Source organism: Bacillus sp. AFS040349 (assembly GCF_002577655.1).
Lineage (GTDB): Bacteria > Bacillota > Bacilli > Bacillales > Bacillaceae > Metabacillus.
This window is the reverse complement of sequence record NZ_NUMC01000034.1, coordinates 16,214-37,109: the sequence shown is the minus strand read 5'-3', so window position 1 is coordinate 37,109 and position 20,896 is coordinate 16,214. Positions and strand designations below refer to the sequence as shown.

Here is a 20,896-nt window from a genome sequence, read left to right as displayed (position 1 = left end):
TTTCACTGTGATTTTACATTTCAAATATGAAAAGGGTTGCATTTATCTGCAACCCCTTTCAATATTATACAATAAATAATATTATTAGAATATTTCATTAATTAAGAATTTACTTTCTCCATTCCTTTTACACCTGTTGCTTCAAAAATAGCTTGATCTAAATCTTCTATTAAATCCTCTATATGTTCAATTCCTACTGATAAGCGGATCAAATCTTCTGTTACACCAGATTTCTTTAAATCTTCAACGCCTAGTTGTTGATGAGTTGTACTCGCAGGATGAATGATTAAGCTTTTCGCATCTCCAACATTTGCTACATGTGACCAAAGTTCAACGTTGTTAATAAGAGCTGCACCAGCCTCTCTTCCGCCCTTGATACCGAATACTACTACAGAACCAGCACCCTTAGGTAAGTATTTAGCAGCTAAGTCCTTCGCAGGGTGTTGGCTATTTTCAGGGTATAGAACCCACTCAACAGCTGGGTGACTTTCTAAATATTGCACCATTTTCCTTGCATTTGATACATGTTCCTTCATACGGACATGAAGGGTTTCTAGACCAAGATTAAATTGAAAGGCATTGTATGGGCTAATAGCTGGGCCTAAATCTCTTAATAACTGAACTCTCGCTTTAATAATATACGCTTGTTCTCCTAATGCTTCAGCATAAACTAAATCATGATAGCTAGGATCAGGAGTTGTAAACCCAGGGAATTTTGGACTATTCCAGTCAAATTTACCTCCATCTACAATGACTCCACCAAGAGTTGTACCATTCCCAAGCAACCATTTTGTTGCAGAATGAACAACAATGTCGGCACCATGATCGATAGGTCTGCATAGATACGGTGTGGCAAATGTGTTATCCACAATCAATGGAATTCCAGCTTCATGAGCAATTTCAGCAACTGCCTCGATATCAAGAACATCTAAGCTTGGATTTCCAATTGTCTCTGCAAAAATAGCTTTTGTTTTCGGAGTAATAGCAGATCGGAAATTTTCCGGATTCTTTGGATCAACAAAAACCGTATTGATTCCGTACTTTGGTAATGTGTTAGCAAATAAGTTATATGTACCTCCATATAATGTAGAGGCTGATACGATTTCATCACCAGAACCAGCTAGGTTTAAAACTGACAATGTAATCGCTGCCATTCCACTTGCTACAGCTAAACTTCCGATTCCACCTTCCAGTTCAGCAATTCTTTCTTCAAAGACAGATGAAGTTGGATTATGAATTCTTGTATAAATATATCCAGGCTCCTTTAATCCAAATAAATTTGCCGCATGCTCGGTATTTTCAAATAAATAAGCATTTGATTGATAAATTGGAACAGCTCTTGCACCTGTCATTGAATCTTTCTTTAACCCTCCATGAATGGTTACCGTTTCTGGGCGATAAAGTTTCTCTTTCATCTTCTTCCTCCTATTATACATTCTTAATGTCTACTAATAGGTGTGATAACAAGATGTAGTATTCTTTCCTAGACTACTTTAATGGTAATAGAAGTTGTGTTTGAAGTATATAAGAATTTTTAAGTTTAGATTAATTTAATTAAAGCCTCTAGCCTAAGAAAATCTCGATATGAGCCTTTTATTGATAATTTCCCAAACGATATAAGTTGCTTTAAACTTATCGGATGAAGAAAAACCTCTTCTAAGTCTGATTCTTCTCCTTCTATAACAAAATCAACATGAACTGGTTGAATCGATAATAGTTTTGATTCACTTGATGAAAGTTCTAAAAAATGACTCCCTTTATCTGTTGAACGAAATTCTACAATTAATTTTCGTTTTAAAAGAATGGGTGTTATTAAATTTCCTTTATTCAAGCTTGAGACAAAAGTTGTTAAAAACATAAAAAGAATCCTCCCGATCTCAACAAGGTTATGTTTATATAACTTCATTGAAGGTCGAAAGAATCCTCTATAAATAACTCGACAGTTTCTGCTTTTCTTTCGTAAAATCAGTCTATTTCCCGAGAAATATGTCAAATTAGCAGGCATATTGTTTGATTAAGTCAAAAAGATGTGTGACAGATTGGAAAGCATATACTTTTTCTTTCATTTCACCGTTCTCAGTAATAATTAGGCAAGGTACACTCTCAATTCCTAATCGTTTCGCATCTTCAGGATAATAATTTAGATTTACGGAGTAAATGTCCAAAGTGGGGATCATTTCATCAACGACCGTTAACATTTTCTTCGCTACTTGACATGTCCCACACATTGGTGTGTAAAGGTACGTAATTTGAATACCCTTTTTAGGAAGGGTGAGCTCCTTTTCTTTCCATTCAATCATAAAACTAACTCCATATCCCTTCTAAAGGAATTTTGCGTTTACATCTATATTTGCACTTAGCAAAACAGATGCTACATGGTGATCCGGTGCTGTTGCAACTTCACGATATGCCCGATCAATGTATAGATGAGAGGCTTCAGGAAATTCTCGTTTAAATAATTTTCTCAATCGTTCACCAGCATCATCTGAATCAACTAATATATAAACTTCCTTTAAGAATAATTCATCAATTAGCTCATCCATTTTTGTTATGCTAATTGTTCCATTTGTACAGATTATTTCTATTGGTTCAGTTACTACATTTAAAACCTTTTTCTTATCTGATTTTCCTTCAACAATTAATACTTTTTCAACCTCAACTAACGACATAGCCATCACCTATTTTTAATGTAAGTAAAAGTCTTTATATATAACCTATTCGATTTGTCGAGGTTGTTTCCCTTTATTTTATGTTTTTTCTAAATAGCTGTTATCTTTGTTGTTAATTGCGTTTACTCGTAAGACTGGTCCGTTCCATTGCGCTCCAGACACTCGCTTTCCGCGGGGAGGAAGCTGAGCCTCCTCGGCTTTGCCTGCGGGGTCTCAGCCTTTCCTCAACACCCGCAGGAGTCAAGTGTCTTCCGCTCCATTCCACTATCGTTTTAAAAAATAGTGTTCAAAAACAAAATCATTATGAAACAACTTAAATTAAAAATCTCAAATTCAGCTACTTAGAAAAACATGATAAGAAACGACCTGGTTTAATTCAAAAAGAGCAGTGGAGATTCCACTGCTGCTTTATTAACACCAACCATTTTCATAGTCACAATCGACGTATTTTTGGTCTGGTCCTGTTACAACATCTGCAACTTGGTAAAAGCGGTTATTATTGAATTCATATCCCGCTTTTAAGTCATAATTATTTTCTGAGACCATTTGGCCAATTCTTTCTTTTTCCAGATAAAGATTTAATTGCCCATCTCCAAATTTTCCTACAACTCGATCAGTAATATCTAATTGTTGTTTTTGAATTGTCATATGGACACCCTCCTTTATCTACTTATAGAATGTCCATAATTCACGATATCATGCTAATTAGTCTTGATTTGTCATTTCCTCATATTGCTCAGCTGTCATTAACTTTTCAATGTCAGCAGGGTTTGCAGGTTCAATGACGATCATCCATGCTTTTTCGTAAGGTGAATCATTAACGAATTCTGGACTATCATCAAGATTTTCATTAATTTCTACAACTTTCCCACTAATTGGTGCATATAATTCAGATACTGTTTTTACTGACTCAACGCTTCCAAATGGCTCGTCCGCTTGAAGTTCATCACCAATTTCTGGTAATTCAACAAATACGATATCCCCAAGCTCTGATTGTGCAAAATCCGTGATACCGATACGCACCTTATCTCCTTCTACTTTTACCCACTCATGTTCTTCTGAATAACGCAGTTCTTTAGGTGTGTTCATGTCTTCATACCTCCAGGAATATTTACAAATTTCAGCTTAATCATCTTTGTTTTAACAGTTTTCCGTTAACTATGCAATAACTAACTTCTATTTATTCCAAGTTTCGCCAAATTGCTCTTCTTTAAAGCCAACTGTAGCATGTTCATTACCAACTGTAAGAGGACGTTTAATAAGCATTCCTTCACTTGCTAAGAGTTGAAGCATTTCATCCTCTGACATTGATGCAAGTTTATCTTTAAGCCCAAGTTCACGATATTTTTGTCCACTTGTATTAAAGAATTTTTTAAGCTCTAGTCCACTTTTTTTGTAAATGCTTTCTAGCTCTTCTTTATTTGGTGGGTTTTCAACGATATGTATTTCATTAAATTCTACATTATGATCTTCAAGCCATTTTTTAGCTTTACGACACGTCCCACATTTAGGATACCAGTAAAAATTCAGTGCCAAGTTTTTCACCTCTTTGCTCCTAATAATCAAACTTTCCAATTAAGGAATATTTTTCTCTATCTTATCATATATCATCATTCCCGCCTAATTAGAAATAATTAAATTTCAAGGCTCAAATTTAACTTTTATCTTATTTGGTTGAGAATTAGAAGGCACTGAACATTGCTCTTTATTGATTGAAAACAGGTTGAAGGAGGCAATGATATCATTGCCTCCTGAAAATTAAGCTAGATATGCATTTTTATCGATAATTGCTGCTGCAATCTCTCTTTTCTTGCCAATTACATTAATTGGAGTGTGACGTGTAAATTTACGTAATGCTGACATCATCATTCGTAGAGAATCACCTGACTCAACCGCAATTAATGATTCTTTTGCATGTGCTTCAATTTCATTGAAGGCTTCTTGGCAATATACTTGTGTATAAAGAAGCTTTTGTTTGTTTTTCTCTTCACCGTTCTTAGCAATTGCTTTTTCAGTACGTAAAATCGCTGACTCCATCGCATATACATTGCTTACAATATCAGCAATATTTACAAGAACCTCTTGCTCTTTTTGTAATTCTTTTCCGTACTTTTGTGCTGCTAAACCAGCAATTAAAATGCCGATTTTCTTTGCATTTTTTAATAAGTACTTTTCTTGTTCTAGTGTCCCTTCTCCGACCTCTTCAGGCATAAGCATCATCAGCTCTTCTTGTAAACTTTGCGCTTTTTGGAATAAAGGTAGTTCACCTTTCATAGCTTTTCGTAAATAGGTTCCTGGTACTAGTAGACGGTTGATCTCATTTGTTCCTTCAAAAATACGGTTAATACGAGAATCGCGATAAACACGCTCAACTTCATATTCTGCCATGAATCCATAACCACCGTGAATTTGAACAGCCTCATCTACGACATAGTCTAGTGTTTCAGAACCAAATACTTTATTTAATGAACATTCAATAGCATACTCAGCAATTGATTCTGCGACTTTTTTTCCGTTTTTAATTTCCTCATCAGTTAACCTACTCATACGGTCTTCGAATAGACCAACGGTGCGATAAACTGAACTTTCCATCGCATATGTTTTCGCTGCCATATTTGCAAGTTTTTCCTGAATAAGAGAGAAGCTTGAAATTGGTGTTTTGAACTGTTGACGCTGGTTCGCATATTGAACAGCTACATCTATTAAGCGCTTTGCTCCACCAATTGTTCCAACTGCTAGCTTATAACGACCAATGTTCAAGATATTAAAGGCAATCACATGTCCTTTACCTAACTCACCTAATAAGTTCTCTTTTGGCACTAGAGCATCTTCTAGGATAACTGTTCTTGTTGAAGATCCTTTTATTCCCATTTTCTTTTCTTCAGGACCTGTTGAAACACCTGGAAAATCTCTCTCTACAATGAATGCTGAGAAATGTTCACCATCTACCTTTGCATAAACAACAATAACATCTGCAAAACCGGAGTTTGTGATCCATTGTTTTTCACCGTTTAACACATAGTGAGTGCCTTCTGCATTAAGTCTAGCTGTTGTTTTAGCACCAAGTGCGTCTGACCCTGAGCTTGGCTCTGTTAATGCATAAGCTGCAAGTGTTTCACCAGAAGCAAGCCCTGGTAAGTACTTTTTCTTTTGTTCTTCATTACCAAATAACACGATTGGTAATGAACCAATTCCTACGTGAGCACCAAAAGATAAAGAGAAACTTCCAGCTCTTGAAATCTTTTCAGTAATTAAAGCAGAGCTGATTTTATCTAATCCAAATCCGCCATACTCCTCAGGTACATCTGCCCCTAATAAACCAAGTTCCCCCGCTTGCTTTAAAAGCTTAATAGATTTATCAAATTCATGATTTTCAATATCTTCAAGATGTGGAAGCACTTCATTAACCGCAAAATCCTCCGTTGTTTTTGCAATCATTTTGTGTTCATCTGTAAAATCCTCAGGAGTAAAAACTCGATCATATGAAACATCTTCAATTAAAAAGCTTCCACCTTTAATCACTGCATCTGTTGCTTTTGACATGAAAATTCCCCCATTAACATTTATTTGAATAACTGCTATTTAGAAAGTAGAACTTGAAACAATCGTTTTTTTCGATTGCTCATCTGTTGTCGTTAATACTTACAATAATTCAAATACCCCTGCAGCACCCATTCCGCCACCAATACACATTGTTACGACACCAAATTGTTCATTTCTTCTTTTCATTTCATGGATTAATGAAAGAGTTAACTTTGCACCAGAACATCCAAGTGGATGACCAAGTGCAATTGCTCCACCGTTTACATTCACTTTATCTTCGTCAAGTCCTAGCTCTCTAATAACTTGAATGGATTGAGAAGCAAATGCTTCATTTAATTCAAATAAGCCAATATCTGAAAGCTCCAAGCCTGCGTATTTTAAAGCTAAAGGTACAGCAGCAACTGGACCAATTCCCATAATTTCAGGAGGAACTCCGGCAACAGCAAATGACCTAAACTTCACCAATGGTTGGTAGCCAAGAGATTGAGCTTTTTCCCGATCCATCAGCATAACAGCTGCAGCTCCGTCACTTGTTTGTGAAGAGTTACCTGCTGTTACAGATCCTTTTACAGAAAATGCCGGCTTTAATGTAGCAAGTACTTCTGAAGTTGTATTCGCTCGAACACCTTCATCCTGATTGAATGTAACAACCTTTTCATGTAATTTATGATCAGGTCCAACTGTTCGAACTGGTACATCCACAGGAACAATTTCATCGTCAAACTTTCCTTCTTTAATTGCATTTGCTGCTCTTTGATGACTTCTTACTGCAAAAGCGTCCTGCTCTTCACGTGTGATACCATATTTTTTGGCAACAGCTTCAGCAGTGTGTCCCATGCCCATATAATATTCTGGAGCTTCTTCAGCTAGCTTTGCATTTGGCCTGACAACATGCCCCATCATTGGAACAAGGCTCATAGATTCAGCTCCACCTGCAATGGTTGTTTCTGAATGACCTAGCATAATTTTTTCAGCCCCATAGGCGATACTTTGTAACCCGGACGAGCAATAGCGATTTATTGTGATCGCAGGAACTGTATAAGGGAGACCGGCTAAAGCCCCAATGTTTCTTGCCATATTTAATCCCTGCTCTGCTTCGGGCATTGCACAGCCTATAATGAGATCATCAATATTCCCGTCATAATCCCCTGCTCTTTTTAATGTTTCCTTTACAGCTAATGCTCCCAAATCATCAGGTCGCATGTTTGCTAACGTACCTTTTTTCGCTCTTCCTACAGGTGTTCTGGCACCTGCCACAATAACTGCTTCTCTCATTCTACTAACCTCCCTTTCTTACAGTATTAGTTTCTAAGTGGTTTGCCTTTTAAAAGCATATGCTGCATACGTTGCTGTGACTTCCCTTCAGCTACTAAGCTTAAAAATGCTTGTTTTTCTAAATCCAGCAAATATTGCTCATCTACTTCTGTACCGAATGGAACCTTACCTCCTGCGATAACATAGGCAAGTTTCTTTGCGATTTTTAAATCATGATCTGAAATATATCCGGAAAGATGCATGGATTGGGCACCGAGTAAAAGAGTCGCATAGCCCGTTTCTCCCACTACAGGTACTTTGTTGCGGACAGGTGGTTGATATCCGTTATCGTAAAGCTCAATGACTCTTTGTTTTGCATCGTATAATAAGTGATCACTATTCACACTGATGTTGTCACGATTGTTTAGGAACTGATTTTTTCTTGCCTCTGCTGCAGAAGTCGATACTTTTGCCATGGCAATTGTTTCAAAGACTTTGTTAGCAACTGATTGTAAATCAAAGTCTGCTCCCTTAGGCATGTTGCTTAATTGCTTTATATAAAGCTCTTTGTTTCCGCCACCGCCTGGAATCAGTCCTACCCCAACTTCTACTAATCCCATATATGTTTCACTTGATGCTTGAATGCTACTTGCCGGTAAGCATATCTCCGCTCCACCACCTAATGTCATCCCAAACGGTGCAGCAACCACTGGTTTTTTGCTATATTTTATCTTCATCATTGCCTGTTGAAATTGATGAACAACCATTTCGATTTCAAAAATATTATCATCCTGTGCTTCCATTAGAATCATTCCTAAATTTGCTCCAACACAGAAGTTTTTACCTTGATTTCCAATAACAAGTCCTTTGTAGTTCTTTTCAACTTCATCAACTGCAAAATTAATCATTTGGATAATATCTAACCCAATTGCATTGCTTTGTGAGTGAAACTCAAGCAACGCAACATCATTACCTAAATCAATAAAGCTTGCACCACTATTTTTCTTAATAACACCATTTATTTGTTTATGTGTCTTTAAATTAATCACTTTAGGGTTTTGTCTTACTTGTCGATACTCACCATTGTTATAGAAGAAAAGAACCCCATTCTCTTCTCTGTAGAATGTTCCAAAGCCCTTTCCAAGCATTTCTTTTACCCAACTTGGTACTTGAACACCTTGCTGCTCCATTAATTCAACTGATTTTTCTACACCAATTGCATCCCACAGCTCAAACGGACCAGCCTCCCAGCCAAATCCCCATTTCATTGCTTGGTCAATTGCGACAATATCATCAGCAATTTCACCTAGTAGCTGGGCAGAATAAACTAGTGTTGGTACGGTGATGCTTCTTAACAATGCACCCGCTCGATCATCGCTATAAATAAGCGCTTTCAATTTATTTGGTAAGCCTTTAGCCTGCTTTGCAAGTTCTACAGATGCTGCCTGCAATCTCTTTTTCTCTTCATATTCAAATGTTTCAGGGTTTAATTCTAGAATTGTTTTTCCTTCTTTTTTATAAAATCCTTGACCGCTTTTACTGCCAAGCCATTTATTATCAAGCATTTTTTCTAAAAAGCCGGGAAGTTCAAATACTGCTTTTTCTTGTCCATCCACTTGCTCATGTACATTTTTCGCCACGTGTGCAAATGTGTCCAAACCTACTACATCAAGTGTTCGGAAAGTAGCACTTTTTGGTCTACCGATAATTGGTCCGGTAATAGAATCAACCTCACCGACACTATAACCGCCTTTTAACATTTCTTGGACTGTTACTAGTAAGCCATATGTTCCAATTCGGTTTGCAATAAAGTTAGGCGTGTCCTTTGCTTCTACAACACCTTTTCCTAACACATCTTCACCAAATGTTTTCATAAACGATAAAACAGCCTTGTCAGTATCTTTTGTTGGAATGATTTCCAATAGCTTTAAATATCTCGGTGGGTTAAAGAAATGGGTGCCTAAAAAATGCTTTCTAAAGTCATCTGAACGACCTTCAGCCATTGCTTCTACTGAAATACCTGATGTATTTGAACTAATAATACTTCCTTGTTTTCTATGTTCATCAACCTGCGCAAACACTTGTTGTTTGACAGCTAAATTTTCAACAACAACTTCAATAATCCAATCAGCCTCTGACAATTGATTCATATCATCCTCAAAGTTACCGACCTTAATGAGTTCGAGGTTGCTCTTCACCGTAAGTGGTGCCGGCTTTTGTTTTAAAAGTTTTTGAACAGCTGTGGATGCGATACGATTACGTACAGCTTTATCTTGTAATGTTAAACCTTTTTTTACCTCATCGTCATTTACCTCACGAGGCACGATATCTAATAGTAAGACAGGGATGCCGATATTTGCTAAGTGTGCTGCAATTCCTGAGCCCATCACTCCTGAACCTAACACAGCAGCTCTCTTAATTCGCTGGACCATTACATTTCCCCCTTATTTGAATGAATACTCATTCATTTTTCTCCCAAAAAAAATGAACCTTACGAATGAGCTCCTTTAATAATAATATAAAAGATTTTAAAAATTTGTTCAATAGATTTATCATATTTTTTACTAAATAATAAAATTCATCTTAGGAAAACCTAATTTAGCAGGGGGTGATACTTCATGGCACGTTTAAAAAAATCTCCATCAAAAGCAGGTGTTAGTGCTGCAAGTGTAAAAGGGAATGCTGGTCCTAATAACGAAAAGGCCGGTGGCGGTAAGCGCACTAGTCAAAATCAACAATACAAACAGCATAATATGGGCAGTGACAATATGTAAAAGTGTAAGTCTAAGGGGTCTGACATAGGTTGCAGGCCCCTTCTTAGTTTTCCAGTGGCTATTTCGCTTAGCGTTTAAAAATCCCCTTCAAAACAAACGCTACATTAGCAGGCCTTTCTGCCATTCTTCTCATAAAATATCCATACCAATCTGTCCCAAACGGTACATAGACACGCATTCGATATCCTTCTTTCACTAGATCTAATTGCTTTTCAGGTCTAATACCATACAGCATTTGAAACTCAAATTGATCCTTTGGTATCTTGTGTTGATCTACAAGCTCTTTTGTATAGTCAATCATAGTATCATCATGAGTTGCTACTGCTGTGTAATGTCCATTAAGTAGATGCATTTTAATAATTTTTTTAAAGTTTTCATCAACATCCTTTTTTTCAGGAAAAGCAACATCCGGTGATTCCTTGTAAGCACCCTTCACAAGCCTTAGGTTTGCTGCATAGCGACCTAATTCCTCAACATCCTGAACAGTACGGTATAAATATGCTTGAACAACTGTCCCTACATGTTTGAATTCCTTTTTCAACGTCTTAAAAATTTCTAGCGTTTTCTCACATCTCGAAAAATCTTCCATATCAATTGTTACAAATACATTATACTTTTCCGCTGCTGTTAAAATACGACGCATATTCTTTAAAACTACTTCATCAGATATATCTAAACCCATAGAAGTAAGTTTAATTGAAATTTGTGATTTCAGCTGACTGGTTCCTATAGCTTCAATTGCTTTAATACAATGATCAGCTGTTTCTCTTGCTTCCTGCTCATCCTCAATAAATTCACCAAGGTAATCTAATGTCACATCAAGCCCTTTATGATTAAGATCTTGAATGACACCTTTTGCCAAATCAATTGTGTCACCAGCTACGAATCTTCCTGCTCCAAATCTTAGTCCATATTTTTTTGCAAGTTTAGTCAACGTCTTATTCTTGGATAAAAACATAAAAGAGTTTCGTAATAATTGTTCCACTTGAAAACCCTCCTTTTGCGTTCTTATTCCATATTAAGTCCATTTTTTAGTCAATTAGCTAAATGTAACCGCATTCATTATATAAGATTTAGTGGAATACATGTTATTTGCAAAATGACATATTGATTTATGTCTTATCAGATCTGTATTCCTCTTATCAATAGTATATGTTTTGAAGTTAAAATCGGTTAAGGATCTCTTTTCCGATTGCATAATACACTATTGGAGTGGAACGATAAAAGGGTATGAAATTGTAAGGAGGGTTATTGATGCAGCAGCAAAATATGCAACAGCAGCAACAGCAATCAATGATGATGCAGCCACCTAATGTAATCACATCCAAAGACCAGCTCTACCTAACAGATATGCTTTCGTGGAATCTTTTAGCTATGAAAAAAGCCCACTTTTTTGCATCTCAATGTCAAAATCAAGAAGTTAAAAATCAATTCGAACAAGTTGGTCAAATGCACAATCAGCATTATCAAAAAATCTTATCACATTTACAATCTCAGCAGCCTTCATCAGGTGCTCAACTTCAGTAGGAGGTCAGGTAAGTATGGATCGTAAAATTAGCAATGCAGAAACACAAGTGCAGGAAGGACCTATGATGAACGATCGTGATTTTGCAAATGATTTATTATCAACCGAAAAATATTTAACTTCTTCTTATTCAACTGCACTTAACGAAGCAAGTCATCAAGCACTATACCAGGATCTTTCTACAATATTTAATGAAACACAGCAGGCTCAAAGAGACCTCTATAATCTAATGTTTAAAAATGGATGGTATTCCCTAGAAGCCGCTGATACACAGAAACTTCAACAAGCATATCAAAAGTTTTCAACAACCATTCAGCAGCAATCTCCATATGGAAATACTCAATAATCTACAAAAGAAAAAAGCTCACTTCATAGGAGAAGATGAGCTTTTAATCCTTCTTTTTTATTTGACGAAACTGTTCATTTAGGTCCTTGATTTCTCCAATAATACTTTTTAAATCTTCTTTAGCTTCTGGATAGGTCGAGTTCCAATGTTTAGCTAGCGGTGGCATTGACTTGGAAATATGGGTGTACAATGCCCACATCTTTACTTTTTCTTTTAATTCATCAGATGATTCACCTAATAATAATTCTGTATATTTTTCAAGCAGCCCTTCAAACTGATCTTTTAATTGTTGCTCCATTGAACGTCACCTCCTCACTGAGTCATTGGTTGTTTACATTCAATTGGACATGTTTGACAGCGATCTCCGTTTTTTGAAGTAAAGTAAAATAAACAACAGGTGGAACGTTTTCTCACATTGTTTTTCTTTTCATGAAAATACATTGTTAGAGGATTTTTATTTGTTAGACCAAAAGCTTCAGCAGGCGCATGTAATATGACATATGAAAAGTCTTCCTTTACCTTTGACTTCATTTCATCTGAGATACCTTCATCCTCGAGTAAAGATTCGTACATCCAGAAAATGTAGATCGCAATATTTTCCCAAAGTATGGACTTTGACACTTTCGAAGCTTTGGATACGTTAGAAAGAATCATCGTAATATTTTCTTTGAATAAGGCTGTGATAACAGTTTCCCTCCAACTGTCTCGATCAGGATCTGGAGTTGTTACGACCAAGTCATTAAAGTAAAAGCTTGGTAACCAAATTGGATCATCATCATCTGTTTGAAGTGACAGGTTGTTAATGCTACTGTTTATTCCTTTATCGTAGCTGGTCATGCAATATAATACAAGTGCTGCCAAAAAGGCATATCTTTTTACTAACATAGACCCGATGACAGAGTGTTTATTTGTATTAAGCTTGTTTTGTAGTATCTCATCATAAAGAGCTGCTAGTTGTTTTTGTTGAAGTAATTCAATACCCTCAATGATTGAACCATTTGTTTTTCTCTCTAGTATAAGTCGGTATTTCGTTAATGATTCTAGTTCTTCTTTTGTTAATTCAGCCATTTAATACCCCAACTTCTTTTATAATACATCTTCCTCTTCCATGAGGTATGCAAAGAGGTGTTCCAAAAATAGGATCTACTGTAACTTCACAATTCATTTGAAATACATTTTGTACTAAACTGCAGGTAATTACTTCTTCAGGCTTTCCTTGTGCATAAACTTTTTTATCCTTTAACGCTACAAGATTATGGGCATAGCGACAAGCTAAATTTAAGTCATGAAGAACCATAACAATCGTACGATTTTCACGTTCATTTAATTCAAATAAAAGATCTAATATTTCGATCTGATGTGTCATATCTAAATAGGTTGTAGGTTCATCTAGCAGAATAATATCTGTTTGTTGCGCAAGAGTCATGGCAATCCATGCACGTTGTCGTTGCCCACCGGATAAAGAATCGACTGGTCTTTCCGCTAAATCCTCTAACCCTGTTGCTTTTAAGGCATTTGAAACAGCGTCTTCATCCTCCTTCGACCATTGCTTTAACCAGCTTTGATGTGGATATCTACCTTGTTTTACAAGCTGCAGTACGGTTAATCCTTCAGGTGCAATTGGACCTTGCGGAAGGATTGCCAATTGTTTTGCTACCTCTTTTGTAGGAAGTTTTGCAATAGAATTACCCTCAAGTAAAACTGAACCGTTTCTTGGTTTTAGCAGCCTTGCAATAGAACGCAGTAACGTTGATTTCCCACAACCGTTACTACCAATAAATACCGTAATTTCACCTTTGGGAATTTTCACATCTAACTCATTAATGATAATTGTATCTCCATAAGAAAGAGTGAGCGCATTTGTTTCAATTGCATCCATATAAATCGCTCCTTTTGTATGGCAAATCTAGTTTTTTTTCACATGGCTTTAGCCAGAAATCTTACGCTTATGAGTTTCTTGTTTTATATAGTAAGTAAATAAAATATGGTGCACCGATTGCTGCAGTAAACACACCTGCTGGAACCTCTAAAGGAGAAAATAACGTTCTTCCAATTAAATCTGCTAACATAACAAGTATTGCACCAAGCAATGCAGAGACAGGCAATAAAGCGCCAAAGGAAGAGCCTACCATTCTCCTTGCCATATGAGGAGCCATTAAGCCAACAAACCCTATTACACCTGCAAAGGCTACCGATGCCCCTGTTAAGGCAGTCCCCAGTAATAAAAGAAAAAATCGGTTCCTTTGTACCAAGCTTCCCACACCTGTCGCCAGTTCATCACCGAGCTCTTGAATGTTCACATTTCGAACTGAAATCAAGCTAATTATTAATAAGATAAGAACAACAGGAAGTAATATGCGAACCTGTTCCCATGTTGCACCATACACTGTCCCTGTAATCCATACATTTGCTTGTGATGCTTGATATATTGGGCCCTTCACCATAAAAAGTGTAGTTAAAGACTGTGCTAGCATGGATAGCCCGATCCCAATAAGAACGAGTCGTACAGAAGAAGATCCATTCTTCCAAGAAAGGAAGTAAACAAGTATGCCTACGATGGTTGCCCCAATAAAGGCTGCAACAGGCATCCACTTAACACTTACAATCAATGAGTTGTTTCTATCGCTAAAAAGCATCAGGAAGCAAACAACACCAACTGCTCCTCCACCTGTTATTCCAATAATATCTGGTGATGCTAATGGATTACGTATTAAACCCTGTAGTATCGCACCTGCTACTGCTAAGCTTATTCCAACTAATAAAGCAATAATAATACGAGGCAATCGAAATGAATAAATAAATAGTTCATCCATCTCTGTACCGAATCCAAACAAGGTTTTCAAAACATTGATAGGGGTAATAAAAACCTCTCCAATGCCTGTACTTAACATAAAAATTAAACATGTAATACCTAACAAAATACACGATATAAAAAATGCCCTTTTATCTATTAAAAAGGAGAGAAAGCCTGCTCCTAACCTTAATTTATAATATTTTTTCACTTTCCGAACCCCCTACGTGCAATATAAATAAAAAAGGGAGTTCCGATAAACGCTGTCATAACTCCTACTGGCACCTCTTCAGGCATAACAATATATCTTGCAAGAATATCTGCAAATACAAGGAGTGATCCTCCTAAAAAGGTACTAAAAGGGAGAATCCAGCGATAATCATTACCAACTAAAAATCGGGCGAAGTGAGGAATAACAATTCCGATAAAAGCAATTGGTCCAGCAACAGCAACAGCTCCCCCACCTAAAACAATAACTAGTAATGCCCCTGTAAGTTTTACGACTCCTGTTCGCTGTCCTAACCCTTTTGCAACATCTTCCCCCATTGTTAACACATTGATTTTTTGTGAAAGAATCATACTTAATATAATGGCAGGTAAAACATAAGGAAGTACCATATACAATCCTTCCAGCTTTCTACCTTGAATAGAACCAGCTAACCAAAATAACACTTGATCAAGGGCCGCTTCGTTTACTACTAATAACCCTTGTGTCAGAGAAGAAAAGAGTGCTGCCATTGCTGCACCTGCTAATGTTAACTTCATTGGAGTTAGCCCTTCCCTACCAAATGATCCGATAAAATATACAATAAATGCTGAAAAGGCTGCACCTGCAAAAGCAATCCAAATATAAGCCTGATATGAGTTAACATAAAACACTGAAACTGCCACAACAATAAAAAATCCAGCACCGGCATTTATTCCAAATACACTTGGTGAAGCTAAAGGATTTTTTGTTAAAGCTTGCATAATCGCTCCTGCAAGCGCAAGACTCGCACCGACGACTGCCCCTATTAAAGCTCGAGGTAGTCGAACATCGTACACAATAATATGTTCATTACTTCCGTTAAAATTAGCAAATGCATCATATACTGTTTTTAAGTTTGTATCTGCATAGCCAAAAACAAGACTTCCACACATTAGTAGAATAAGTAAAATAAATCCTAAAATTAAGCCAAGCGATTTTTGATAAGAAGATTTCAATAACATAGCTGCTCCTATTTATAACTTTATTTCATAACAATCTTATCAAATAATAATGATTTTGAAAATCGTTTTCAATTAGATGTTGACAATTGTCCTGATTCCTTTTATCATTCTCATTGTAAATGAAAATGATTATCAAATACATTGGAGGTTCAAACATGACAGTAACATCAAGTAAGTCTTGGTTATCATTATTTTTATTAAGTATGACCATCCTTATTCTCGCAGCCTGCGGTAATACCAATGAGAAAACAACAGAAACTGAAGGTGCAGAAGGATCTAATGATGCTCCTGCAGAAGAAACATATACAGTGGAACATGCAATGGGTTCAACTGAAATTACCGGTACCCCTGAAAAGGTTGTTATTTTAACAAACGAAGGAACAGAAGCACTATTATCTATGGGTGTTACACCAGTTGGTGCCGTACAATCCTGGTTAGGTGAGCCTTGGTATGAACATATTACTGATAAGATGACAGATGTTGAAGTTGTTGGAACTGAAAGTGAAGTAAATGTGGAAGCGATTGCTGCCCTTAAACCAGATTTAATCATCGGTAACAAACTTCGCCAAGAAAAAATCTATGAGCAATTAAAAGCTATTGCACCTACCGTTTTCTCAGAAACTTTAAAGGGTGAATGGCAGGACAATTTTAAATTATATGCTAAAGCATTAAACCGTGAAGATGAAGGTCAAAAAGTGATTGATGATTTTGAAGCTCGTATTTCCGAAATAAAAGATACTGCTGGTGATAAAGTAAACCATGAAGTATCTGTTGTTCGATTTATGGCAGGTAAAACTAGAATTTACTATAAAGATTCTTTCTCAGGAGTCATTTTAGAGAAGTTAGGCTTTGCTCGCCCTGCTGTACTAGAGGAGGTATTTTCTGATAATCCTGAAGATTTATTTGCTCGTGAAGTAGGTAAGGAAGTGATTCCAAAGATGGATGGAGACATTTTATTCTACTTTACATATGCACCACCTGGTGATACAGAAGCAACAAAAACAGAAGAAGATTGGACAAATGATCCTCTTTGGGAAAACCTTGAAGTTGTAAAAGCAGAAAAAGCTTACAAAGTTGACGATGCTATTTGGAACACAGCTGGTGGAGTTCTTGCAGCTAACCTATTATTAGATGATATTGAAGCAAAGCTTGCTGAATAATAAAGAGATAAAGCGACTGACGATATTAGTCGCTTTTTTTGTTTTTTCTAAAACTAATAGGGAAAAATAAAGATTATAACGTGAGAGAGGATGAGGTACTTGCTTCAAGCAGCACTTTGGGGAGCGTTTGCTGGATCACCTATTTTTTTTGGTGCATTAGTAGGTATCTTTACAAATCTCCCTAAAAAAATTACTGGGTTGATTATGTCTTTTGGGACTGGTGTGTTAATTGGAGCTGCTGCTTTTGAATTGTTAACTGAAGCTGTTGATGAAGGCGGCTTACAATCTACATCTATTGGTTTTCTAGTCGGTGCATTAGTATTTACTTTATCTGAAATCATTGTTTCCAAAAGCGGAGGAAGTGAACGAAAACGATCAAAGAAGAGTAATGATAATCATTCTGGAATAACGATTTTTATTGGAACAATTATTGATGCTATTCCTGAATCTGTGATTATTGGTGTTAGTTTGCTCGAGCAAGGAACAGTTAGTTACTTGATGGTTATCGCTGTTTTTATTAGTAATTTTCCAGAAGGACTATCGAGTACAGTTGGATTAAAAAAAGATGGTTATAGCAAAAAGACAATTCTCACGATGTGGTTAATTGTTGTTTCTCTTTCTTCTGTTAGTTCATTATTAGGTTTTGGACTGCTTCAAAATGCATCAGCAAGTATTATTTCATTTATTTCAGCTTTTGCAGCAGGTGGGATTTTTGCGATGGTAGCATCCACTATGATGCCAGAGGCCTTTGAAGAAGGTGGAGCCATTGTGGGGTTAATTGCATCTCTTGGTTTATTAAGTTCCCTGTTTCTATCTCATTTGTAGCAAAAGAATTGAAAAAACCACTAATCACAAGTGACTAGTGGTTTTAATCATCCCGTTAAAATATCCTCCTGTGGATAACGAATCTTTTCTTTCGATGGACTCGCGAGTGAGAACATTAACGTTAGCGGACCAATCTTCCCTAAAAACATAATAAAAATAATAATTTGTTTACCAGCAAACGTTAACATACCAGTTAATCCAGTTGAGAGACCAACTGTTCCAAAAGCTGAGACAACCTCAAACATAATATCCAGAAACGATGCTTCTTTCTCCGTGATATTTAATAGAAGTATTCCAAGAATGACAAATACAATACTTATCATCGTGATAGCAAGTGCTTTTAAAATAAACGATGAATGGATGGTTCGTTTTGAAACAACTATATCATTTTTCCCTCTAAGAAATGTGACCGTTGCAAGCCCAATAACTAATGCAGTTGTTAGCTTGATTCCACCACCTGTTGATCCACTGCCCGCTCCGATAAACATTAAAATAATAATAAAAAAGATTGTTGTTTCATCTAAACCTCCCATATCTACCGTGTTAAACCCAGCTGTTCGTGGTGAAACCGCCTGAAAATACGATGCCCAAAGCTTGTCACCTAGCGATAAACTACCAAGTGTTTGCGGGTTGCTGTATTCTACACAAAAGATAAAAAACATCGCGATAATGTTTAAGACCAATGTCCCTGTTACCATTAATTTTGTGTGTAATGATAATTTTTTGTACGATCTTTTCTTCCATACATCAACAAGGACAGTAAAGCCAATTCCGCCGACAATAAATAAAAATGAAATAACAATGTTAATGATTGGATCTCCAACATACTGAATTAAATTATCAGACCATAATGCGAACCCGGCGTTATTAAATGCTGATATGGAGTGAAAGAAGCTATAAAACAGTCCCTTTGCTAAACCAAATTGTGGTACCCAGCGAATTGCTAAAAATACCATTGCAATCATTTCAATAGTGATAGAGAAAATAAATAAGTACTGAACTAACTTAATAATGCCACCTACAGAGGTTTGATTCAACGCATGCTGCATTAACAGTCTTTCTTTTAGCCCTATTTTTTTACCAAGCATAATAAAAATTAATACAGCAAATGACATAATTCCGAGCCCACCAACTTGTATTAAAAGGGCAATAATCAATTGACCAAATGTAGTAAAAGTTGTCCCTGGGTCAACAGTTGCTAATCCAGTCACTGTCATGGCCGACGTTGCAATAAACAGAGCATCAATCCATTTGATATGGTCATGTGTTGAAAATGGTAGTTTTAGTAAAATTGTTCCTACCGTTATAGACACCACAAACACAACAATTAACAGCTGCGATGGATTTAGTTTAATAAATTTTTTCATATTACATCCCATACTCTTCGAAATCAACAATATCTTTATTTTTACCGATTATTAACAAAACATCACCGAGCGTAATTTTCTCATCAGCACCAGGTGATACAAAAATTTCTTCTCCCCTTTGAATGCCGACAATATTACATCCATACTTTGAACGTATATCCAGATCTAAAAGTGTTTTATTACACAATTTTTTTGTAGCTACGACCTCTACCATGCTGTATTCTCTTGATAATTCAATATAATCGATCATTTTTTCAGAAATAATATGATGAGCAATTCGTTTGGCCATATCTCTTTCAGGATGTATAACACGATTCACGCCAATTTTATCTAATACCTTTTGGTGGTAGTCATTCTGAGCTTTAGCCCAAACCTGTGGAATCCCTAATTCCTTTAAAATTAATGAGGTCAGTATACTCGCTTCAATATCATCACCAAATGATACAAATGCATGATCCACATTTCGTACACCTAACTGCTTTAGAATTGTTTCATCTATCGCGTTGGCTCTTACGGCATGTGTTGCATAGGCAGCATATTGCTGAACCTTTTCTTCACTTTTGTCAATTGCGAGCACTTCAATTCCGAGCTCGTGAAACTCTTTCACAAGGCTTCCACCAAAACGTCCTAAACCAAATACAGCGAACTGCTTTTTCACCAAAATTCCTTCTTTCAATATAAAAGTATAAAAGCTATCTTAGCTACCGTTATCGTTTAGTTATGCCTGTTGCCATCAATATTATTGCACAAAAAAAACACAAAGGTATTGAACCCCTGTGTCTGTATTTAGGCACATGTTCATCCCTTCAACGCTGACGAGGTTAGCTGTCGGATTCGGGCAAAAGAGATTAGCCCTACAAACGCAAAAAACGTTTGATTCACCCCAAGTCAAATTTGACATCTTTCATGGGTCCCCCGCTCCTACTTATAGGATTAAGCGATTATTGATACTCTATTCTATTTTTATGTTTAATCTATAAAAACTAGCATAAGCAAAAACTTAACGATTATGAATGTTATCTTACTCCTCTAAGTATTTGGTCGTAAAGTATTAAATTTTTCTTTAAAAGACGAAATTTGAATAAAAGAACTCGTTTAACCGCTTACAAATATATTTTACTTAATCACTCTTTTTATTTCACTTTTATACATGCACCTACAAAAAAAGAGACAATCCAGATAGTTTGTCTCTTTTTGCTTTATTCTTTATTGTTTTTAACCGAAGAGTCGTCATCATCGATCAGACCCTTTGTTGCATTTTTAAATTCTCTTAATGTTTTACCGGCTGCTCTACCAAGGGCAGGTAATTTATTTGGTCCAAATAATAATAGTGCGACAAAGATAATGAGAAAAATTTCTCCAAAGCCTAAGTTCATCATTGAACACTTCTTTCTAAAAGAATGATAGAAACATCTTTTAAAGTATAATGCATT

At 36.3% G+C, this 20,896-nt stretch carries 24 protein-coding genes and 1 riboswitch; of the genes, 5 read left to right on the top strand and 19 right to left on the bottom strand.

Features of this window, described 5'->3' with window-relative positions:
- Nucleotides 1-101: 101 nt before the first annotated feature.
- The 10 genes from COD11_RS09035 to COD11_RS08990 form a co-directional block, all read right to left on the bottom strand.
- Nucleotides 102-1,415 carry an O-acetylhomoserine aminocarboxypropyltransferase/cysteine synthase family protein gene (locus tag COD11_RS09035; protein ID WP_098796438.1) on the bottom strand — a complete coding sequence of 438 codons (1,314 nt, stop codon included), beginning with the start codon at nucleotides 1,413-1,415 and terminating at the stop codon, nucleotides 102-104.
- 125 nt (nucleotides 1,416-1,540) lie between these two features.
- On the bottom strand, nucleotides 1,541-1,858 hold the full coding sequence (locus tag COD11_RS09030) for an SCP2 sterol-binding domain-containing protein (RefSeq protein WP_098796437.1): 318 nt from the start codon (nucleotides 1,856-1,858) through the stop codon (nucleotides 1,541-1,543).
- A gap of 136 nt (nucleotides 1,859-1,994) precedes the next feature.
- A complete protein-coding gene (locus COD11_RS09025) occupies nucleotides 1,995-2,300 on the bottom strand; it encodes a thioredoxin family protein (protein ID WP_098796436.1) in 306 nt (101 codons plus the stop codon).
- Between the two features lie 21 nt (nucleotides 2,301-2,321).
- Nucleotides 2,322-2,669: a toprim domain-containing protein gene (locus COD11_RS09020; RefSeq protein ID WP_098796435.1), complete on the bottom strand. Its 348-nt coding sequence runs from the start codon at nucleotides 2,667-2,669 to the stop codon at nucleotides 2,322-2,324.
- Nucleotides 2,670-3,080: 411 nt separating this feature from the next.
- Nucleotides 3,081-3,317, bottom strand: a complete 237-nt coding sequence (locus tag COD11_RS09015) for a YusG family protein (protein WP_098796434.1) — start codon at nucleotides 3,315-3,317, stop codon at nucleotides 3,081-3,083.
- Between the two features lie 57 nt (nucleotides 3,318-3,374).
- Nucleotides 3,375-3,758: a glycine cleavage system protein GcvH gene (gcvH, locus tag COD11_RS09010; RefSeq protein ID WP_098796433.1), complete on the bottom strand. Its 384-nt coding sequence runs from the start codon at nucleotides 3,756-3,758 to the stop codon at nucleotides 3,375-3,377.
- A gap of 87 nt (nucleotides 3,759-3,845) precedes the next feature.
- The gene (locus COD11_RS09005; protein ID WP_098796432.1) at nucleotides 3,846-4,205 is read right to left on the bottom strand and encodes an arsenate reductase family protein; all 360 of its coding nucleotides are present in this window, start codon (nucleotides 4,203-4,205) and stop codon (nucleotides 3,846-3,848) included.
- Between the two features lie 222 nt (nucleotides 4,206-4,427).
- Nucleotides 4,428-6,212 carry an acyl-CoA dehydrogenase family protein gene (locus COD11_RS09000; RefSeq protein WP_098796431.1) on the bottom strand — a complete coding sequence of 595 codons (1,785 nt, stop codon included), beginning with the start codon at nucleotides 6,210-6,212 and terminating at the stop codon, nucleotides 4,428-4,430.
- Between the two features lie 99 nt (nucleotides 6,213-6,311).
- Nucleotides 6,312-7,487 (bottom strand): acetyl-CoA C-acetyltransferase, encoded by a 1,176-nt coding sequence (locus COD11_RS08995; RefSeq protein WP_098796430.1) that lies wholly within the window; start codon nucleotides 7,485-7,487, stop codon nucleotides 6,312-6,314.
- A gap of 26 nt (nucleotides 7,488-7,513) precedes the next feature.
- Nucleotides 7,514-9,898 carry a 3-hydroxyacyl-CoA dehydrogenase/enoyl-CoA hydratase family protein gene (locus tag COD11_RS08990; RefSeq protein WP_098796429.1) on the bottom strand — a complete coding sequence of 795 codons (2,385 nt, stop codon included), beginning with the start codon at nucleotides 9,896-9,898 and terminating at the stop codon, nucleotides 7,514-7,516.
- Between the two features lie 186 nt (nucleotides 9,899-10,084).
- Here COD11_RS08990 and COD11_RS08985 point away from each other — a divergent pair, with 186 nt between their 5' ends.
- Nucleotides 10,085-10,240, top strand: coding sequence for a YuzL family protein (locus tag COD11_RS08985; RefSeq protein ID WP_098796428.1), 156 nt, complete (start codon nucleotides 10,085-10,087; stop codon nucleotides 10,238-10,240).
- Nucleotides 10,241-10,307: 67 nt separating this feature from the next.
- Here the strand turns inward: COD11_RS08985 and COD11_RS08980 are convergent, their stop codons facing one another.
- Nucleotides 10,308-11,225: a proline dehydrogenase family protein gene (locus tag COD11_RS08980; RefSeq protein WP_098796427.1), complete on the bottom strand. Its 918-nt coding sequence runs from the start codon at nucleotides 11,223-11,225 to the stop codon at nucleotides 10,308-10,310.
- A 269-nt stretch (nucleotides 11,226-11,494) separates the two neighbouring features.
- On the opposite strand from COD11_RS08980, the gene COD11_RS08975 reads away from it, so the two are divergent.
- Both COD11_RS08975 and COD11_RS08970 read left to right on the top strand, forming a co-directional pair.
- Nucleotides 11,495-11,767: a hypothetical protein gene (locus COD11_RS08975; RefSeq protein ID WP_098796426.1), complete on the top strand. Its 273-nt coding sequence runs from the start codon at nucleotides 11,495-11,497 to the stop codon at nucleotides 11,765-11,767.
- Between the two features lie 14 nt (nucleotides 11,768-11,781).
- Nucleotides 11,782-12,111 (top strand): spore coat protein, encoded by a 330-nt coding sequence (locus COD11_RS08970; protein WP_098796425.1) that lies wholly within the window; start codon nucleotides 11,782-11,784, stop codon nucleotides 12,109-12,111.
- A gap of 43 nt (nucleotides 12,112-12,154) precedes the next feature.
- Here COD11_RS08970 and COD11_RS08965 read toward each other — a convergent pair whose 3' ends face one another.
- From COD11_RS08965 to COD11_RS08945, 5 genes are all read right to left on the bottom strand, one after another.
- Complete coding sequence (locus tag COD11_RS08965; RefSeq protein ID WP_098796424.1) at nucleotides 12,155-12,409, bottom strand: YusU family protein; 255 nt, start codon at nucleotides 12,407-12,409, stop codon at nucleotides 12,155-12,157.
- 14 nt (nucleotides 12,410-12,423) lie between these two features.
- The gene (locus COD11_RS08960; RefSeq protein WP_098796423.1) at nucleotides 12,424-13,179 is read right to left on the bottom strand and encodes an IucA/IucC family C-terminal-domain containing protein; all 756 of its coding nucleotides are present in this window, start codon (nucleotides 13,177-13,179) and stop codon (nucleotides 12,424-12,426) included.
- A complete protein-coding gene (locus tag COD11_RS08955) occupies nucleotides 13,172-13,996 on the bottom strand; it encodes an ABC transporter ATP-binding protein (protein ID WP_098796422.1) in 825 nt (274 codons plus the stop codon). The genes COD11_RS08960 and COD11_RS08955 overlap by 8 nt, the downstream gene beginning before the upstream one ends.
- Nucleotides 13,997-14,057: 61 nt before the next feature.
- Nucleotides 14,058-15,113, bottom strand: coding sequence for a FecCD family ABC transporter permease (locus COD11_RS08950; RefSeq protein ID WP_098796421.1), 1,056 nt, complete (start codon nucleotides 15,111-15,113; stop codon nucleotides 14,058-14,060).
- Nucleotides 15,110-16,111 (bottom strand): FecCD family ABC transporter permease, encoded by a 1,002-nt coding sequence (locus COD11_RS08945; RefSeq protein WP_098796420.1) that lies wholly within the window; start codon nucleotides 16,109-16,111, stop codon nucleotides 15,110-15,112. Before COD11_RS08945 ends, COD11_RS08950 begins: the two co-directional genes overlap by 4 nt.
- A gap of 155 nt (nucleotides 16,112-16,266) precedes the next feature.
- Here COD11_RS08945 and COD11_RS08940 point away from each other — a divergent pair, with 155 nt between their 5' ends.
- Entirely contained in the window at nucleotides 16,267-17,271 is a 1,005-nt protein-coding gene (locus COD11_RS08940) for an ABC transporter substrate-binding protein (protein ID WP_098796419.1), read from the top strand.
- A 99-nt stretch (nucleotides 17,272-17,370) separates the two neighbouring features.
- Nucleotides 17,371-18,096 carry a ZIP family metal transporter gene (locus COD11_RS08935; RefSeq protein ID WP_098796418.1) on the top strand — a complete coding sequence of 242 codons (726 nt, stop codon included), beginning with the start codon at nucleotides 17,371-17,373 and terminating at the stop codon, nucleotides 18,094-18,096.
- Nucleotides 18,097-18,143: 47 nt separating this feature from the next.
- Here COD11_RS08935 and COD11_RS08930 read toward each other — a convergent pair whose 3' ends face one another.
- From COD11_RS08930 to COD11_RS08920, 3 genes are all read right to left on the bottom strand, one after another.
- On the bottom strand, nucleotides 18,144-19,463 hold the full coding sequence (locus tag COD11_RS08930; RefSeq protein WP_098796417.1) for a TrkH family potassium uptake protein: 1,320 nt from the start codon (nucleotides 19,461-19,463) through the stop codon (nucleotides 18,144-18,146).
- 1 nt (nucleotide 19,464) lies between these two features.
- Nucleotides 19,465-20,121, bottom strand: a complete 657-nt coding sequence (locus tag COD11_RS08925; RefSeq protein ID WP_098796416.1) for a potassium channel family protein — start codon at nucleotides 20,119-20,121, stop codon at nucleotides 19,465-19,467.
- Between the two features lie 137 nt (nucleotides 20,122-20,258).
- Nucleotides 20,259-20,413: riboswitch (cyclic di-AMP (ydaO/yuaA leader) on the bottom strand.
- Nucleotides 20,414-20,662: 249 nt separating this feature from the next.
- Nucleotides 20,663-20,839, bottom strand: coding sequence for a twin-arginine translocase TatA/TatE family subunit (locus COD11_RS08920; protein ID WP_098796455.1), 177 nt, complete (start codon nucleotides 20,837-20,839; stop codon nucleotides 20,663-20,665).
- Between the last annotated feature and the right edge of the window lie 57 nt (nucleotides 20,840-20,896).